Below are 18,165 nucleotides of genomic sequence, written 5' to 3'. Positions count from 1 at the left end.
ACAATAAAAAAGCCACGTTAAACGTGGCTTTTTAGATGAATTTGAATGAAATCTGTTATTTAAGTTGAACAGTACCATTCGCATTCACAGTGATTTTAGATTCACCACCTGCAACATCTTGCATTGGCGCATCAGCTGCTGCAAATTTTGCACTTTCTGCACGCATCATGACTGGGCGAGGGTAGTAGTTGCTGGTATTAATGTTTAAGTTAACCAAGTTATAACCTGACTTACTCCATGCTTGTGCTAACGATTGTGCACGCTGTTGAAAGTTTTTCGATGCTTCAACAATCAGCTCATTTTCCACTTTCTTACGTTGTGTGTCGGACACGCTAAAGCCGATTGACTGGGTTTGGAAGTTCTGCTGTAGCTCACCAATCAATTGGCTCGCTGCTTTAAAATCGGTACTTTCTAAATTAATTTCAGCACGACCACGCCATTCTTTTAACTTTTGGTTGTCATCGTTGTAAATTGGGTAGGTGGTTTGAGAACCGGTTTCGACTTTTACGCTTGGATATTTACGTGCTAAAGCTGTGGCTTGATTCATCAGCTGCGTAATTTGTGTAGCGAGTTCGGCAGGTTGTTTGTTACTCCGTTCAATGTAAAGCGTTGCATTCATTAAATCATTAGATACTTGGCGTGTTGCCTCGGCCTGAACATTGACAATATTGTAGTTTAATTGGTTCTCAGACTGAGCAAAAACTGCTGAGCTAAATAAAGCACTAAGCGCGATTGCTGGGATAAAGAATTGACGCATTTTTATTCCTTTTTTATTTAGGAGGAGTTTTGCAACATTTGTAAAAAGCTTAAAGCCAATTTGTGGTGAATTTGCGAAAATATTGTGGTTCGATTGTAAAAAAAGGTACAAAATATTTTTCATAAAAACCTAGATAAAGTGATTTATTTCAAAAACTTATTTTTTGACCAAGGTGAGTATTTTGAAATTTTGTGGCGAAGTTGAAAAATAAATAAATTCATCGGCTTTTCTTTACGTTGTCACACTATAAGAGGATAATTTAAGCTATGGTTTGGCATGATATATTTTTTTAGTAAATTTCTGGCAGATAATGTCCAAAAGCTGTTTATTTTATTGAAAATTTCTGTATCATCCGCCTCCTAGTTATGAAGTATCCAAACGCTATCTGACTAGATTTATAAAGCGCCGAGTCAAAGGACCAAAAGTCACCCGACTTATTTCTTTCAACCCATATCAGAGATGGTAATTCGATATGAGCGTTTCTTCTGTAAACCCTGCCACTAATACTACTAACGAATACTATTTGACTCGCCAAAGTCAGATGGAATCCAATGTTCGTAGCTATCCACGGAAATTACCGTTAGCGATAGCCAAAGCATTAGGCTGCTGGGTTACTGATGTTGAAGGTACAGAGTACCTCGATTGTTTAGCTGGGGCAGGAACATTGGCTTTGGGCCATAATCATCCTGCGGTAATTCAAAGTATTCAAGATACACTTGCAAGTGGTCTTCCTTTACATACTTTGGATTTAACGACACCTTTAAAAGATGCATTTACTGAAGCATTACTTGAACAATTACCAGGCGGTAAGGAAGAGTATTGTCTACAGTTCTGTGGTCCATCTGGTGCAGATGGCACGGAAGCAGCAATTAAATTAGCGAAGACGTATACCGGTCGTAGCACAGTGATTAGTTTCTCTGGCGGTTACCATGGTATGACGCACGGCGCTCTTGCAATGACAGGTAATCTGTCTGCGAAAAATGCTGTAAATGGTTTAATGCCAGGCGTTCAATTTATGCCGTATCCGCATGAATACCGTTGCCCACTTGGTTTAGGTGGCGAAGCGGGTGTGGATGCTTTGACATATTTCTTTGAAAACTTCATTGAAGATGTTGAAAGTGGTGTAACCAAGCCAGCTGCTGTCATTCTTGAAGCAATTCAAGGTGAAGGCGGTGTGGTAACAGCGCCAACCAAATGGTTGAAAAAAATCCGCGAAGTGACTGAAAAACACAACATTGTGTTGATTCTTGACGAAGTTCAAGCAGGCTTTGCACGTTCAGGCAAAATGTTCGCATTTGAACATGCGGGTATTGAACCTGACGTAGTAGTAATGTCTAAAGCCGTTGGTGGTAGCTTACCACTTGCTGTATTGGGTATTAAACGTAAGTTTGATGCTTGGCAGCCAGCAGGTCACACGGGTACTTTCCGTGGTAACCAATTGGCAATGGGTACTGGTCTTGCAACGATCAAAACTATCAAAGAACAAAAGCTTGCGCAAAATGCACAAGAACGTGGTGATTTCTTACAAGCTGAATTTAAAAAGCTTGCTCAAGAGTTCCCATGTATCGGTAACGTGCGTGGTCGTGGTTTGATGATTGGTGTTGAAATTGTTGATGAGCGTAAACCAGCGGATCATATGGGGTCTTTACCTGCAGATGGTCAACTGGCAGCAGCGATTCAAGCGGCATGCTTTAACAACAAGTTATTGTTAGAAAAAGGCGGTCGTAACGGTACAGTGATTCGTTTACTTTGCCCACTTATTATCACTCAAGCTGAATGTGAAGAAGTAATTGTTCGCTTTAAGAAAGCAATTGCTGAAGCACTTGTTGCAACTCGAGGCGCGTAATCATGGTTGATTTTGCAGAACACCGTAAGGCGTTACTCTGCAACGATGCTGCATCCATTGCTGACTATTCGTCAGCAATGGACCAAGCGACTAAAGCAGTTGCAGCATGGTTGCAAAATGATAAAATGTACACAGGCGGTAGCATTAAAGAGCTACGCAGCGCGATTGCATTTAATCCTTCTAAAGAAGGTTTGGGTGTACAAAAGTCACTTGAACGTATGATTGAGCTTTTCTTAAACAAAAGCTTAAAAGTCCATCACCCGCACTCGCTCGCGCATTTGCACTGCCCAACTATGGTGACTAGTCAAATTGCTGAAGTGCTGATTAATGCAACGAATCAATCGATGGATTCTTGGGACCAAAGTCCTGCAGGTTCATTGATGGAAGTTCAGTTGATTGACTGGCTTCGTCAAAAAGTGGGTTATGGTGCAGGTCAAGCTGGTGTGTTCACTTCTGGTGGTACACAGTCAAACTTGATGGGTGTACTGCTTGCACGTGATGCATGTATTGCGAAAAACTGGAAAGACGAAAACGGTAATCCGTGGTCTGTACAGCGTGATGGCGTGCCGGGCGATGCGATGCGCAATGTCAAAGTTATTTGTTCTGAAAATGCACACTTCTCTGTGCAAAAGAACATGGCGATGATGGGCATGGGTTTCCAATCAGTCGTAACCGTTCCTGTGAACGAAAACGCTCAGATGGATGTGGATGCACTTGAAAAAACCATGGCTCACCTTCAAGCTGAAGGTAAAATCGTGGCATGTGTGGTTGCAACTGCGGGCACAACCGATGCAGGTGCGATTGATCCACTGAAGCAAATTCGTGAAATCACCAACAAATATGGCGCGTGGATGCACATTGATGCGGCGTGGGGCGGTGCTTTAATCCTATCGAACAATCACCGTGATATGTTGGATGGGATCGAGCTTTCTGACTCTATTACGCTTGATTTCCATAAGCATTACTTCCAAACCATCTCTTGTGGTGCGTTCTTGTTAAAAGATGAAGCGAACTATCGTTTCATGCACTACGAAGCTGAGTATTTAAACTCTGCTTATGACGAAGAGCATGGCGTGCCAAACTTGGTGTCTAAGTCACTTCAAACAACCCGTCGTTTTGATGCGTTGAAACTTTGGATGACTGTTGAAGCATTAGGTGAAGAACTGTATGGTTCTATGATTGACCACGGCGTTACTTTAACTCGTGACGTTGCTGATTATATCAATGCAACTGCTGGTTTAGAGATGTTGGTTAATCCACAATTTGCATCTGTATTGTTCCGTGTGGTTCCAGAAGGCTATCCAGTAGAATTGCTTGATACCTTAAACCAAAATGTTGCAGATGAATTGTTTGCGCGTGGTGAAGCGAATATTGGCGTCACTAAAGTAGGTCAAAATCAATCTTTGAAAATGACGACTTTAAGTCCAGTTGCGACTTTAGATAACGTGAAGAACCTGCTTGGTCTTGTCCTTGCAGAAGCGGATCGTATCAAAGGTTCAATCGCAGATGGAACCTATACACCTGCAATTGCTTAATCGATTGTTTGTGTTAAAAAAGGAGCTGATATCAGCTCCTTTTTTTTATGTGTTGTAAATATTAAAATGGATAACATCTATTGGCTAAGCATATAATTTTAATTATGTTGGAGATGCTTTATTTTTCTATGAAGTAGTTTTCGATATCTGCTTGAACTATGATTTTCAGGAAAATGAGCTTCAATGTTTAAGACTAAAGCTAAATATTCGGGCTTTTGATTTTCAACAGGCAAATGATTTTTTTCATGAATTTTTAAGTTAAATATATGATCTGCACGACAGGCAAGTCCTTGTCATAATCACGGCAATTTGGGGTAAATAAATGTGTTTGGCTAGCGGTCATGGGAAAAGCCGCATTCATATGACTTGTCACGCTTCTTACGAAAAATGAATGGTTAAGGCGGCAGTAAAGGGTAGATGAAGCCCAAAATCTCCTTCATTGAGCTATCTTTTAGAAAAAAGATAAAGCGGTGTCGTCAGAAATACATATTATTCGGACAAATATTTCTAAAAATAAGAAAGGTACCTGAGTCTAAAAGTCATAAATTGGCTCTTGTATTCAAGATGAGTATGCTATTTTCTAAGAAATAAATGGGGGATAAAAGGTAAAAATTAAGACCTAAATGACGCTCAATTTTCTAAATATGACACTACTCATTTGTCATTTATGGGTTATGAAATTCTGACAAATGGAAAAAAAGTATGTGGATTCTGCATATGGGTATACGCAAATTTTTATAGATTAGAAGGGCTATTCAATGTTAAAGAAATCAAAGTCTATGGAGTTCTTTTTTTTCTTTATGTATTGATTCTAAATGTGTTTTATTTTTTATAAAAGCGTAAAAGATGTTGATGTAAAATGAACTGCGCACTTGGGTCTTATAGAAATAAGAAAAATTCTTTACGTGTTTAAACTGGGTGAAATTGAACAAAGTGTAACGAATCATGGACAAATAAAAATAAACATCATGAAAGTGTCACAATGCTGTAACTTGCTTGTCATATTCTGAAATCAAAATGCAGTTATCCAAAAAAGTACAAGACTGAATAAAAAGTGGCGTACTCCAAAATGTTTAATATGTGAGATAACAAATATGCGCTTAAACCATATCGCACTTGCAGTAGTAGTTTCTGGGGCAGCTGTAGCAACTACAGCAAACGCAGCTCGTGACACAATCCAAATTGCGGGTTCTTCAACAGTTTTACCTTATGCAAGTATTGTTGCTGAAGAGTTTGGCAATACCTTTCCACAATTTAAAGCACCCGTTGTTGGTTCTGGCGGTTCTTCAGGTGGCTTAAAACAGTTCTGTAATGGTGTGGGTGATAACACAATTGATATCGCAAACGCATCTCGTAAAATTAAAGATACAGAATTAGCTGCTTGTAAGAAAGCTGGTGTGAACCAAGTGATCGAAATCAAAATTGGTTATGACGGTATTGTGTTCGCTTCAAATGCAAGCAAAGCAGCCTACAAATTACGTCCGCAGCACGTCTATGCAGCTTTAGCAGCGCAGTTACCATCTAACGGTAAAATGGTTGCAAACCCATATACACGTTGGAACCAAATTGACAAAAGCCTTCCAAACGAACCAATCACTTTAGTGATTCCAGCATCAAACCACGGTACACGTGAAGTGTTCCAAGAAAAAATGGTTGATGCAGGCTGCGAAACTTATGCAGCAATCAAGGCAATGGATAAAGATGCACAAAAGAAAGCATGTTCAACTTTCCGTAAAGACGGCAAAGTGATTGAGATTGCGGGTGACTACACTGAAACTTTAGCGCGCTTAAAAACCTCGCCTAGCGCAGTAGGTGTGTTTGGTTTAGGTTTCTATGACCAAAACCGTGACAAGTTACGCGTAGCGACAGTGAACAATGTTGCACCATCTGAAAAGACGATTTTGAATGGTTCATACCCAGTTTCTCGCCCACTATTCTTCTACGTGAAAGGCGAGCATTTGAAATCAATCAAAGGCTTAAAAGAATACACTGAATACTTCATCAGCAAGAAAGTATCAGGTAAAGGTTCTAAGCTTGAGCGTGCAGGTTTGATCTCAATGTCAGACAAAGAGCGTGCAGCAGTTCTTGCGAACTTCAAAGCAGGCAAAGCGGTTAAGTAATTAAGCGTAGAAACAGTCAACGGTAGGCAAGTCCTACCTTTGACGTTTTTTACTAGGATTAAGTTTTTTCAAATAATGAAAATTGAAAGAACCGTGGAGAATACATGAATCTGCTACTTATAGGTGTGTTATTGGCACTGATTGCCATAGCCTATCAAATGGGCTTAAGTCAGAGCCGTAACTTAGCAGGTAAGGGAAATAATTCTGCAAAATTACACTCACGTCCGGGGTATTACGGTGCGTTAGTGGCTTTGTGGTGCGGTATCCCTGCTTTTTTAATTTTGATTGTTTGGAATATTGTTGAACCAAATGTTTTGAATCATGTGGTGTTAAATCACGTGCCAGCACAAGTCGCTGCAACCTTAGATGCTGCTAGTACGGATGTGTTGATCAACCGTGTAGAAGCGATTGCCTCAGGTTTTGGTGTAACAGATACACCAGCCGCGTACGAGCTTGCTGCAGCGGAGCAACTGGCTAAGTTTCAAAGCATTGGTACATTTGCAAAAATTGCAGTGGTGATTTGTGCTGCACTGGCAGGTTTAGTCGCTGCGAAAAAGCGCATTGCAACTCAGTTCCGCGCTCGTAACCAAGTTGAAAAAACCATTAATGTTGCACTTGCGCTCTGTTCTGGTGTCGCGATTCTAACCACGATTGGTATCGTGATGTCGATGTTCAGCGAAGCGATGCGATTCTTCCACTTCGTGAGTCCACTCGACTTTTTCTTCGGTACAGAATGGAACCCCGGCTTTAGTACTTCAGGTAGTGCAGATGGCAGTTATGGTTTGCTTCCGCTACTTTGGGGCACCTTAATGGTCAGTGGTATTGCACTCTTAGTTGCAGTCCCTGTGGGTTTAATGATCGCAATCTATCTTGCTGAATATGCATCTTCTGGTTTCCGCTCATGGGCAAAACCAACCATTGAAGTGCTCGCAGGGATTCCAACCATTGTTTACGGTGTATTTGCACTGATGATCATTGGTCCATTCTTTAAAATGCTTGGTGAGTCCGTTGGTTTACACATCAACGCAACTAGCGCACTCACTGCTGGTTTCGTCATGGGGATCATGATTATTCCTTTCGTTTCATCGCTGTCTGATGACATTATCACGCAGGTGCCACGTTCATTACGTGATGGTTCATTAGGTTTAGGCGCGACAAAGTCTGAAACCATTCGTCAGGTAGTGATACCAGCAGCACTTCCAGGCATTATCGGCGCGTTCTTGCTTGCAGCATCACGTGCCATCGGTGAGACCATGATTGTGGTGCTTGCAGCAGGGAATAGTCCTTTATTGCATGCCAATCCACTTGAAGCCATTTCAACTGTGACCATTACCATCGTAAACCAATTGACCGGTGATACTGACTTTGCAAGCCCGCAAGCTTTGGTGGCATTTGCACTAGGTCTGACCCTCTTTGTAATTACGCTTGGTTTGAACATTGTTGCACTGTACATCGTGCGTAAATATCGTGAGCAATACGACTAATGACGACTTCTAATAGCACAGCAGATCAAGTATTTGATCCACAACATGCGGCAGAATTACGAGAAAAGCGTAAGCAAACGATCAGTAATTCATTGGCAAAACGTCACCGTAAAGAAAAAACCTTTCGTTTCTTTGGTTTCTCGGCAGTGATTGCAGGTTTATTCTTCGTCGCGCTACTTTTTGGCAGTATTTTATCGAAAGGCTTACCTGCTTTTTGGCAAAGTAGCATGAGTTTACCCGTGTACTTTGACCCTGCCATTATTACGACAGGTGCAAAACCTGTACAGCGTGCAGGAGAATCTCCAGCGCAGTTTGAGGAGCGTTTTATTGCTTGGCAAACTGAAATGGGCATGGTGGATTGGGATGCTTTAATCGTGAATGCCATGATTGCAAAAGACCCAGCACTTGCTTCTAAACGAGATGATTTGGCTTCTTTGTACACCAGTTCGGAAGCGTATCGCTTACGTGATATGGTGATGAAAGATCCATCATTGGTCGGTAAAAAAGAAGACATTAAAGTGCTTGCCGATGCAAACGTTGATGTGTGGCTCGCAGGAAATATTGACCGTAGTTTGCCTGATGAACAGCAACAGTTGAGCCCAGAAGTTCGTCAACTTGCCGATGAAATGAAAGCTTCAGGGGTAATGGAAAATACTTTCAATACCAACATCTTCGTCAGTCCAGACTCTCGTAGTTCTCCTGCAACTTCAGGTTTAGCAGGGGCATTCATGGGGTCGCTGTTCATGATGCTGATTGTGATCATTATTTCGATTCCAATTGGTGTGGCATCTGCAATTTATCTTGAAGAATTTGCACCTAAAAACTGGATCACAGATGTCATTGAAGTCAACATTAACAACCTTGCGGCTGTACCATCAATTGTCTTTGGTTTGCTCGGTGCTGCGATCTTTATTGGCTGGATGCATTTACCGCTTTCGGCGCCATTAGTCGGTGGTTTAGTTCTGAGCTTAATGACTTTACCAACGGTGATTATTACAACACGTGCATCGTTGAAAGCTGTACCACCATCAATTCGTCAGGCAGCTTTAGGGTTAGGTGCTTCACGTGTACAAACTGTATTTCACCACGTTTTACCACTTGCACTACCGGGGATTCTAACGGGTGCAATCATTGGTGTAGCACAAGCATTAGGTGAGACTGCACCGCTGTTATTAATAGGTATGAGTGCATTTGTTGCAAGTGTACCTGCGACCCCATTTGATCAATCAAGTGCTTTACCTGTACAGATTTTCTTGTGGCAAGGTAATGAGCTGCGTAACTTCTTCGAAGGACGTACAGCAGCTGCGATTATTGTTCTGCTTGCAATGATGATTGGACTCAACAGTATTGCAATTTGGTTACGTAAGAAATTTGAAGTCCGTTGGTAAGTGAGGGCAAAATATGAATACCGTTGTTAAAAATTCCTTAGATCAGGATCAAACAGTGAATCAAGAACACACTCAATTTACAAACCCGAATACGACCTCAGGTCAGCAGGGTACTTCTTTTGTGTCGCAGTTTGATACACAGACTTCTGCTAAGAAAGATCAGGCACAAGGACAAGTCAAACTCAGCACTTCAGATGTACATGTTTACTATGGCGAAGCTGAAGCGATTAAAGGGATTGATCTGAATATCTACGAAAATGAAGTGATTGCATTTATTGGGCCATCAGGCTGCGGTAAATCGACCTTCTTACGTACTTTGAACCGTATGAACGACACCATTGATAGCTGTCGTGTGACGGGTAAAGTGATGTTGGATAATCAAGATATTTATGACCCTAACCTTGATGTGGTGTTACTTCGCGCTCAAGTAGGTATGGTATTCCAAAAACCAAACCCATTTCCAAAGTCAATTTTTGATAACGTGGCTTATGGCCCTAAACTCCATGGTTTAGCACGTGATAAGTATGACTTAGAAGAAATTGTAGAAAACAGCTTACGTAAAGCGGGCCTTTGGGATGAAGTCAAAGACCGTTTAAACCAACCGGGTACAGGCTTGTCCGGTGGTCAGCAGCAGCGTTTATGTATTGCGCGTACCATTGCGGTAAGCCCAGAAGTGATTCTGATGGATGAGCCATGTTCAGCGCTTGACCCGATTGCAACAGCGAAAGTGGAAGAGCTTATTTCTGAGCTTTCAACGCAGTATACGATTGCAATTGTGACGCACTCAATGCAGCAGGCTGCACGTGTATCAGATCGTACCGCTTACTTCCATTTAGGTGACTTGATTGAAGTGAACTCAACCGAGAAAGTCTTCACTCAGCCAGATCATCAGTTAACTGAAGCCTATATTACAGGTCGTTTCGGTTAATACACACAACTTGAAATATTTGAAAAAACAGAGCCTAAGCGCTCTGTTTTTTTATGCGCGAGCATTTGGTTTGGTGATGAAATAGCCATGATGATGGACATTGCGTATTAGCGTCACATTGGACAAAAGATGCGAAGGTGTGCTGTCTGAGTGATTGACTCATCTTGTAAATGATTAAATGTGAAAGATAACGCATTACAGAATAAAACAAAAAATGGCTATTGAAAAAAAATGCCATTGACCTAATCTAGGTCATATACCGACGTATTATTTTAGAGAATATAATTTCTATGTTATTTCATTTACCGAAACTTCCCGCTGAAATTCGAATTACACATTTAAATGCGCGTATTAATGAACAACGTAAAAAAATAGCGCAAACAACAGCCTCTAAATTAGAGTTACTGCAACTGACTCAGCAGTTAGCGAAAGAGTCGCGTCATCGTAAAAAGGCCAATCAAAAAGTTTATATTCTAGATTTTAAAGGTGATACTGCGGCAACAGCGGTAGAAAGCTTGCGTGAAGAAATCACCTTGATTTTAGCGACAGCCAAAGCAGGGCGTGATCGTGTTGTGGTGCGTTTAGAAAGCCCAGGCGGTATGGTGCATGGTTATGGTTTGGCTGCTGCACAGTTGGTTCGTTTACGTGATGCAGGTTTCAATCTCACGATCTGTGTCGATAAAGTTGCAGCGAGTGGCGGTTATATGATGGCATGTATCGCCAATCAGATTATTGCTGCACCTTTTGCGGTTGTCGGTTCAATTGGTGTGGTCGCGCAAGTTCCTAACTTTAATCGTCTGCTAAAAGAACACAATATCGATTTTGAACTGTACACAGCAGGCCAATATAAACGTACAGTGACGATGTTTGGTGAAAACACAGCAGAAGGTAAGGCGAAGTTTGAAGAAGAGTTACAACAGACGCATGTGTTGTTTAAACACTTTGTTGAAAAATACCGTCCACAACTCAATGTTGAGAAAGTAGCGACAGGTGAGCATTGGTATGGGCAAGATGCTTTAGATTTGAATTTGGTCGATCAGTTACAAACTTCAGATGCTTATTTGCTTAATTTGCTGACCGATCATGATGTTTATGTCATCTCAACGCGTAAGAAACCGACTTTAGGTGAGAAGTTAGGCTTACAAGCAGCGCAAATGGCAGATGCTTTAGTGCCAGCAGTCATGAATAAAGTGATGGAAACCTTAACTAAAACCAATGCAAACTTGATGCAAATGCGTGATCCGAAACTTTAATATTTAGTTGGCCGTTTCATCTTAAAAGTCTGGTTCTGAAATATGTAAAAAGCAATTTTAGAACCAGACTTTTTTGCCTTAAGCTAAGTACGCTTTAATCATTTTCACTAGACGTTCAATCAGTTGATCCGCCTGATCTTTGGTAATATTTAAAGTCGGCAGTAAACGCACCACAGAACCCGCAGTAACGTTAATGATGGTGTGGTATTCATCACGAGCGATATTGACCAAATCACCACATGCTTTTGGTAGTTCCACACCAATCATCAAACCAAAGCCACGGACAATCACATTTTGATCGGCAAGTTGCTTACGCAGTTGTTCTACGATGTACGCACCTTGTTCAGCTGCATTTTGTATAATGTTTTCTTTTTGCATAATGTCGATGATGGTATACACTACACGCGAACCCAATGCTGAGCCACTATACGTTGAACCGTGGTTACCTGCGGTCAGTACGCCTACACCACGACCTTGAGTCATCACCGCACCAATGGGGAAACCATTACCTAAACCTTTGGCTGTGGTGAGTACATCAGGAATGATGTTGGTGTGTTGGTAGGCAAAGTATTCACCTGTACGGCCATTACCAGTTTGAACTTCATCCAGCATCATCAGCCAGTTATGCTGATTACAGATTTGACGAATCTCTTCTAAATAGCTAAAACCTTGTGGAGCAGTGTTGACCCCACCTTCACCCTGAATTGGCTCGACAAAGATTGCGACAATGTCAGGATGGTGAATTGCAGCTTCTTCAATGGCTTCAATGTCGCCGAATGGGACACGAATAAAACCTTCAACCAATGGACCAAAGCCTTCTTGGACTTTTTTGTTGCCTGTTGCTGATAACGTTGCCATGGTACGACCATGGAAAGAGTGTTCTGCAACAATAATTTTTGGATTGGCAATGCCTTGCATGTAGCCAAATTTACGAGCAATTTTAATTGCACCTTCATTGGACTCTGCACCACTGTTTGAAAAGAATACTTCTTCCATGCCAGCAACTTCAGCAAGTTTTTGTGCTGCAGCCGTTTGCCAAGGCACTTCAAACAAGTTACTGGTATGAATGAGCGTTGCAGCTTGTTCTGCAATCGCTTCTGCAATGACAGGATGTGCATGGCCTAAACCACAAACTGCAATGCCCGTTAGCGCATCAAAGTATTCAGTACCATCTTCAGTGTACAGATAAGAGCCTCGACCTCGGACAAAGCTGATCGGCTGACGGCCAAATACTGGCATCAAATGAGAGGGTTGATCAGTTTGTACAGGAGCAAGGGTAATGTTATTCATGACTAACTCTTATCTGTTAGAGGGTAAGTGAAATCCAATATTAAGCAATTATGCTTGTAGTTTTAAAGCCTAAATCTAAATAAAAGTCGAAATATTGCTTTAGGCATACTGTTTTTCTACGTTTTGGGTATAATGCGGGTTAGATTAGTTGAGGATTGATCAATGACTGAACAAGCACGCGATACCGAAGCGTTAATTCGTGACCAAATTGCAAAACACGCTGTACTTCTTTATATGAAAGGCACCCCACAGTTTCCACAATGTGGTTTCTCTGCACGTGCTGTAGAAGCGCTTAGTCAAATTGGTCGTCCGTTTGCTTATGTGAATATTCTTGAAAATCCAGATATTCGTGCTTTGTTACCACAAATTGCAAACTGGCCTACATTCCCACAGTTATGGATCAACGGTGAGTTGATTGGTGGTAGTGACATTATTCTAGACATGTTCCAAAAAGGTGAATTACAACCTTTAGTTGAACAGCATAGTCCAGCACCTGAAGCTTAATCTTCAGTTGTAAAAAAAGCGCCATTGAGGCGCTTTTTTTGTTTGAGGGAAAGGCTTAATCCGTTGTAATTACAGTGCTTACAGCTTCAGGAGTTTGTTCCGCTGTATTTTCAGTTGCAACGGTCTTCTTTTCAGCTTTGGCCTTTTTTTTGTCCTTCTTCTTTTTTTTCTTTTTCTTCGGCTCTTCTTCAAACTCAGCACCATCTTCAATTGCTTGCCAATAATCTAGCTGATCCATCACCGCCGCATAAATAGACTTCTTGGTATAGTGTCCTTTCTTGTCTAAAGTGCCGACTGGTCGAGCCATAAGTAGTTCAAGCGCTTGATCAATCGTATCTATAGCATGAATGTGGAACTGGCCATTTGAAACCGCTTCAATCACGTCTTTACGTAACATTAAATGTTGCATGTTTTGACGTGGAATAATCACACCTTGCTTACCAGTTAAACCTTGAAGTTTACATGCATCAAAGAAACCTTCAATTTTCGCATTGACACCACCAATCGGTTGAACTTGACCCAATTGGTTCATTGAGCCAGTAATCGCCCAAGACTGATCAATCGGTAGCTGACTAATTGCAGAGATTAAAGCGGAGAGTTCAGCAACCGTGGCGCTATCACCATCGACTTGACCATAGCTTTGTTCAAAAGCAAGCGCGGCAGAGAAGTGTAGGGTTTGTTCACGACCGAAGTGTGCTTTTAAGAATGAGGACATCAATAGCACACCTTTCGCATGCAGAGAGCCACCGAGCTCGACACTACGCTCAATATCTAGAATATCGCCGCCGCCTTGATACACGGAGGCTGTTAAACGTGACGGTAAGCCAAACTCGACATCCGCATAGTGAATGACAGAAAGTGCGTTAATTTGACCGAGGCGGTGTCCACGCGTTTCGATGAGCTGCGTACCACGTGACAAATCCTGCCAATAGAGCTCACGTAAATAGCCTAAGCGATATTTACGATGATCTAATGCCATATTAATGTGTTGATCCGAGACCATCTTATCGCCTGATTGGAAGGCATGATGATGCGCCTCACGAATCAAATCACCCAAAGTGAGGGCATGTAGAGATAAGGAACTTTGGTCTTCGGCTTGACGGCTAGAGTCGGTCAAAAGTGCAGAAAGTGCAGATCGATCGAAAGGAAGCAGTTTGTCGGCCTGTACATAGTCTGCAATCAGTTGCATATAGGCTTGTTCATTTACTTCATTACGCTGCAACGTATCAGTAAAGTCGGCACGGATTTTAAAGACACTGCCAAGCTCAGGTTCTACTTCAAGTATTTCATAATAAATTTCAGGCTCAGCCAGTAAAACCACTTTCAAATTCAGCGGGATTGCCTCAGGTTCAATTGAGATACTTCCTGTCAGTGTCAACATATGCTCAAGTGAAGAAAGTTTTAACTGGCCTGATTTTAAAGCACGTTTTAGACCTTGCCATGCATAAGGCTGTTCAAGCAGTTGTTCTGCTTCTAACATTAAAAAACCACCATTGGCTTTATGCAATGTCCCTGGGCGGATTAAAGTAAAATCTGTAGTAATGGTGCCATGTTGAGTCAGTTGCTCTACGTGGCCAAGCAAGTTGTAGTGTGTTGGGAAGTCTTCAAAAATAACCGGTGCGCCAGCATTGGGTTTATGCGACACAATCACATTGGCTTGGTAGCGCGAAGGGATACGACTAAACAGGCCTGGGGTAAAGTCATCTTCTTCTTGTTCGAGCACAACCTCGACATTGTTAATAATGTCTTCAGCATAATATTTTAAATAGTCTTTTAAGCCTTCAACCTCAGTAAACTTAGTCAGTAACTGTTCGACTTTAGGTAATAAAACTTGCTTGGCAATATCGCGATTCAACACTTGAACTTTATCGCGGGCGTCTTCTTCCAAGTCGCCTAAATGCATGCCTAAACGCTCAAGTTTTTTGTCCATGTGGCGTATATTGGCATTAATTTCAGAACGCTCTTTAGAGCTTAATGCATTGATGTCGGCCTGCGTCATTTCTAACACTTTATCGTCTACATACTGGACGGGGATAAAGCAGTGTTCATCATTCCGAGAGACCAGTTTGAGGTCGAGCTCTTCGCCTTCTTGAGTCAATTCAATCAAAGCTTGTTGCTGAACGTCACCCGTTTGTTGGCGAATGGCTTCTATACGGTTGTGGTAAGTTTCAGCAGTAAAGCGGCGCTCGAGCTGCTTTAAAGTGGTTTGCCATGTTTGATGTAACATGGTTTGAAATTTTACTGCCTGACCCGCAGGCAACTCTAAAGCAATCGGTTGACGTGGGCTTTTAAAATTATAAACGTAAACCCAATCGTTCGGTGTTGGCATATTTTTGGCGTGTTGTTGGAGTAACCGCTTGACCATGGTGCGCTTGCCCAAGCCAGCTGTCCCTACGGCAAAGATGTTATAGCCAGAGTAAGGTAATGAAATGCCTGCTTCAACTGAAGCACGTGCACGGTCTTGCCCTAAAAAATTATTGAGCGGTTTAATACGACGCGTTGAGGCTGGTATCTTATCCAGAGCAGGGGTGTGCGTCAGTTGCTCTGCTTGAAGTTGTGTCTTTGCTAAGGTCGTTTGAATTTCGGGTTGGTCAAATGCTGAACTAAGGTTGTTTTCTGGATTTTCTTGACTATTTAATGCAGGTGGTACAGATAAAGAAGAGCTCATTTGATCGTGTTTTTGGGTCACTTTGAAATCCGAAACTAAAGATTGCGTTAGAAACTTAAAGGTATACAGGTTTAATGCAAAAGATCAAGCAAAGTCGCAGTGTTTGTCGACAAAAATAGAACATTGATTTTATAAATCAGGTTGAAACAAATTGTATTAAGGGTTTGAATAGCAGCATTGGTTTTAAGACAACAAAAACGTAATGACAACACAATCTTCAGGATGGAAATCCGCCTTTACTGCATTTTTAGATCGCCGTGCGTTGATCATGCTGTTTTTGGGTTTCTCAGCAGGTATCCCAATCCTGTTAATTTTCTCGAGCTTATCTTTATGGCTAGGGGAAGCAGGTATCGATAAGAGCGCGGTGACTTTTTTTAGTTGGGCAGCTCTGGGTTATTCATTCAAATTTGTTTGGGCTCCTTTGGTCGATGAATTACCTGTACCAGTGCTGACCAAATTATTGGGTCGTCGCCGTGCATGGCTATTGATCGCACAACTCTTAATTATTTGTGCCATTTCTATCATGGCTTTTTCAGATCCATCTCTTGGTCAGAGTTATCTTTACCAAATGGCTGCGGGTGCTGTGCTTTTAGGTTTTTCTGCTGCGACACAAGATATTGTGATTGATGCTTATCGTATTGAGCTTGCAGAAACGCAAATGCAAACAGTGTTGGCTTCAACTTATAACGCAGGCTACCGCATCGGCATGATTGTTGCGGGTGCAGGCGCGTTATTTTTAGCGGCTTATTTGGGTACAGCTAAGGGCAACTATATTTATGAGGCATGGAAGTGGACGTATTTGGCAATGGCGTCGGTCATGTTGGTTGGGATTGCAACCACTTTATGCATACGTGAGCCACAAGTTGATCGGGTACGTAAAGAATATAAACGCGTAGATTATTATCGTTTAGTGGCAGTTTTCTTTATATCTGTGGTGAGTTTTGTACTGAGCTATATTTATTCAGGCAAACTCACTGAAATGCTAATTCAGCTCTGGTCGATCAAAGATAGTTTTGCACTGTTTTGTTTTGAGGCTTTGCGTTTTATTGGCTCTGGCGCTGTTGCATTTGTGGTGGGTTCAAGCCTAGTCAAAATGGGCGCTGTGAACAAACAAATGGCCTATGAAACATGGGTGAATCCTGTTGCTGATTTTTTTAAGCGTTATGGCGTGAAATTGGCGTTGGTATTGCTATTGTTGATCGGTTTTTACCGTATTTCCGACATTATTGCAGGTGTGATCTCGAATGTGTTCTATCAAGACTTAAACTTTACCAAAGAGCAGATTGCTGAAGCAGTGAAAGTTTATGGGGTGATTTTTAGTTTGGTTGGGGGCTTTTTAGGAGGACTACTCGCGCAGCGTATGAACATCATGAAGTTGATGTTTGTCGGAGCAATCTTGGCCAGCTCAACCAATCTCATCTTTATTGGTTTGGTCAAATCAGGACAACCTTTAAATGATGTTGTGATCAATGTTGGTGAGCGAAGTTTCAAAACCCAAGCGGATGAGACAGGTGTATGGAAAATTAAGGTTCCTGTTGAGCAGCTCAAGGCAAATCAAAGTCTAACTGCAACGGCCAGTTTTCAAAATGATACTTCACAGCCTGTCTCGGTCACATTGCCTTATATTAGTCAACCGGGTGCATCTACGGCATTGCTCTTGCTTCCGATCACGGCTGATAATGTGATTGATCAACGAGAGTCTGAAGGAAGTATCGTGGTACGAGGTCAATACCTTGCTACACTGGCTGAAAACCAAAGTATTAAATTGAGCTTAGATGGTCAAAGCTTTGATGCAAAGTTAGACAAAGAAGGTGTGTTTAGCGCAGCAATCCCTGCTCAACTGCTTCTTGATTCAAACTCTAAAAAGCTGAATGCCATATTGATGCAAAATGAGCGTGCGCAACAACACACTGCGCTGAATTATCTGGTGGATCCCGCAGCTGTAAAATCTGTAACTTTAGATGTTGATCTTCAACCGATTAATTTGAATAAAGCAGTTGATGGACAGTTAGAAGTTAAAGGGAAGGTGATTAAAGAATATAGTTCAAACTGGCTGTATTTTGCGATTATTGTCGATAATTTGGCATCAGGTTTAGCAGGTGCTGCATTTATTGCATTTCTATCAAGTTTGACCAGCGTATCTTTCACTGCGGTTCAGTATGCAATTTTTAGTTCATTGATGACGTTGACACCTAAAATTCTAGGTGGTTATTCAGGCACAATTGTGTCTAATATTGGCTATCCAAATTTCTTCTTGTTGACCACACTCATTGGAATCCCAATTTTAATCTTAGTAGTCTGGGTGGCGAAACTTCTGCGTGAGCATGGCGCTGAGCAAAGTTAAAGCATCGACTTGTCCCGAATTAAAAAAGTAGCTCTTGCGGCTACTTTT

General features: G+C 41.7%; 12 protein-coding genes and 1 pseudogene. 9 read left to right on the top strand and 4 right to left on the bottom strand.

Features of this window, described 5'->3' with window-relative positions:
• Window positions 1-55: 55 nt before the first annotated feature.
• Window positions 56-757 carry an SIMPL domain-containing protein gene (locus tag AXW61_RS12770; protein WP_004693610.1) on the bottom strand — a complete coding sequence of 234 codons (702 nt, stop codon included), beginning with the start codon at window positions 755-757 and terminating at the stop codon, window positions 56-58.
• A 472-nt stretch (window positions 758-1,229) separates the two neighbouring features.
• Here AXW61_RS12770 and AXW61_RS12765 point away from each other — a divergent pair, with 472 nt between their 5' ends.
• Both AXW61_RS12765 and AXW61_RS12760 read left to right on the top strand, forming a co-directional pair.
• Window positions 1,230-2,603 carry a diaminobutyrate--2-oxoglutarate transaminase gene (locus AXW61_RS12765; RefSeq protein WP_062034591.1) on the top strand — a complete coding sequence of 458 codons (1,374 nt, stop codon included), beginning with the start codon at window positions 1,230-1,232 and terminating at the stop codon, window positions 2,601-2,603.
• A 2-nt stretch (window positions 2,604-2,605) separates the two neighbouring features.
• Window positions 2,606-4,138, top strand: coding sequence for an aspartate aminotransferase family protein (locus AXW61_RS12760; RefSeq protein ID WP_062034590.1), 1,533 nt, complete (start codon window positions 2,606-2,608; stop codon window positions 4,136-4,138).
• Between the two features lie 98 nt (window positions 4,139-4,236).
• On the opposite strand, the pseudogene AXW61_RS17835 reads toward AXW61_RS12760, so the two are convergent.
• Window positions 4,237-4,567, bottom strand: a pseudogene (locus tag AXW61_RS17835) (aromatic ring-hydroxylating dioxygenase subunit alpha); the annotation flags it as partial.
• Between the two features lie 665 nt (window positions 4,568-5,232).
• Between AXW61_RS17835 and AXW61_RS12755 the strand changes: the two are divergent.
• The 5 genes from AXW61_RS12755 to sohB all read left to right on the top strand — a co-directional run bounded on the left by AXW61_RS12755 (window position 5,233) and on the right by sohB (window position 11,311).
• Entirely contained in the window at window positions 5,233-6,258 is a 1,026-nt protein-coding gene (locus AXW61_RS12755; protein ID WP_004693599.1) for a substrate-binding domain-containing protein, read from the top strand.
• Window positions 6,259-6,362: 104 nt separating this feature from the next.
• Entirely contained in the window at window positions 6,363-7,742 is a 1,380-nt protein-coding gene (pstC, locus tag AXW61_RS12750) for a phosphate ABC transporter permease subunit PstC (protein ID WP_004980352.1), read from the top strand.
• Window positions 7,742-9,130: a phosphate ABC transporter permease PstA gene (pstA, locus tag AXW61_RS12745; protein ID WP_062034589.1), complete on the top strand. Its 1,389-nt coding sequence runs from the start codon at window positions 7,742-7,744 to the stop codon at window positions 9,128-9,130. The genes pstC and pstA overlap by 1 nt, the downstream gene beginning before the upstream one ends.
• A gap of 13 nt (window positions 9,131-9,143) precedes the next feature.
• The gene (gene pstB, locus AXW61_RS12740) at window positions 9,144-10,058 is read left to right on the top strand and encodes a phosphate ABC transporter ATP-binding protein PstB (RefSeq protein ID WP_004693593.1); all 915 of its coding nucleotides are present in this window, start codon (window positions 9,144-9,146) and stop codon (window positions 10,056-10,058) included.
• 281 nt (window positions 10,059-10,339) lie between these two features.
• On the top strand, window positions 10,340-11,311 hold the full coding sequence (gene sohB, locus AXW61_RS12735; RefSeq protein WP_346402058.1) for a protease SohB: 972 nt from the start codon (window positions 10,340-10,342) through the stop codon (window positions 11,309-11,311).
• A 78-nt stretch (window positions 11,312-11,389) separates the two neighbouring features.
• On the opposite strand, the gene AXW61_RS12730 is transcribed toward sohB, so the two are convergent.
• A complete protein-coding gene (locus tag AXW61_RS12730; protein ID WP_062034587.1) occupies window positions 11,390-12,601 on the bottom strand; it encodes an aspartate aminotransferase family protein in 1,212 nt (403 codons plus the stop codon).
• 162 nt (window positions 12,602-12,763) lie between these two features.
• On the opposite strand from AXW61_RS12730, the gene grxD reads away from it, so the two are divergent.
• Complete coding sequence (gene grxD / locus AXW61_RS12725) at window positions 12,764-13,105, top strand: Grx4 family monothiol glutaredoxin (RefSeq protein ID WP_004693588.1); 342 nt, start codon at window positions 12,764-12,766, stop codon at window positions 13,103-13,105.
• A 55-nt stretch (window positions 13,106-13,160) separates the two neighbouring features.
• Here grxD and AXW61_RS12720 read toward each other — a convergent pair whose 3' ends face one another.
• Complete coding sequence (locus AXW61_RS12720; RefSeq protein WP_062034586.1) at window positions 13,161-15,794, bottom strand: ATP-binding protein; 2,634 nt, start codon at window positions 15,792-15,794, stop codon at window positions 13,161-13,163.
• A 181-nt stretch (window positions 15,795-15,975) separates the two neighbouring features.
• Here AXW61_RS12720 and AXW61_RS12715 point away from each other — a divergent pair, with 181 nt between their 5' ends.
• Window positions 15,976-18,117, top strand: coding sequence for an MFS transporter (locus AXW61_RS12715; protein WP_062034585.1), 2,142 nt, complete (start codon window positions 15,976-15,978; stop codon window positions 18,115-18,117).
• The last annotated feature ends 48 nt before the right edge of the window (window positions 18,118-18,165 follow it).

The sequence above is a fragment of the Acinetobacter sp. BMW17 genome (assembly GCF_001592855.1).
In the GTDB taxonomy this organism is placed as follows: domain Bacteria; phylum Pseudomonadota; class Gammaproteobacteria; order Pseudomonadales; family Moraxellaceae; genus Acinetobacter; species Acinetobacter johnsonii.
The sequence above is the reverse complement of the archived record's forward strand: the minus strand, read 5'-3'. Positions and strand labels throughout refer to the sequence as shown.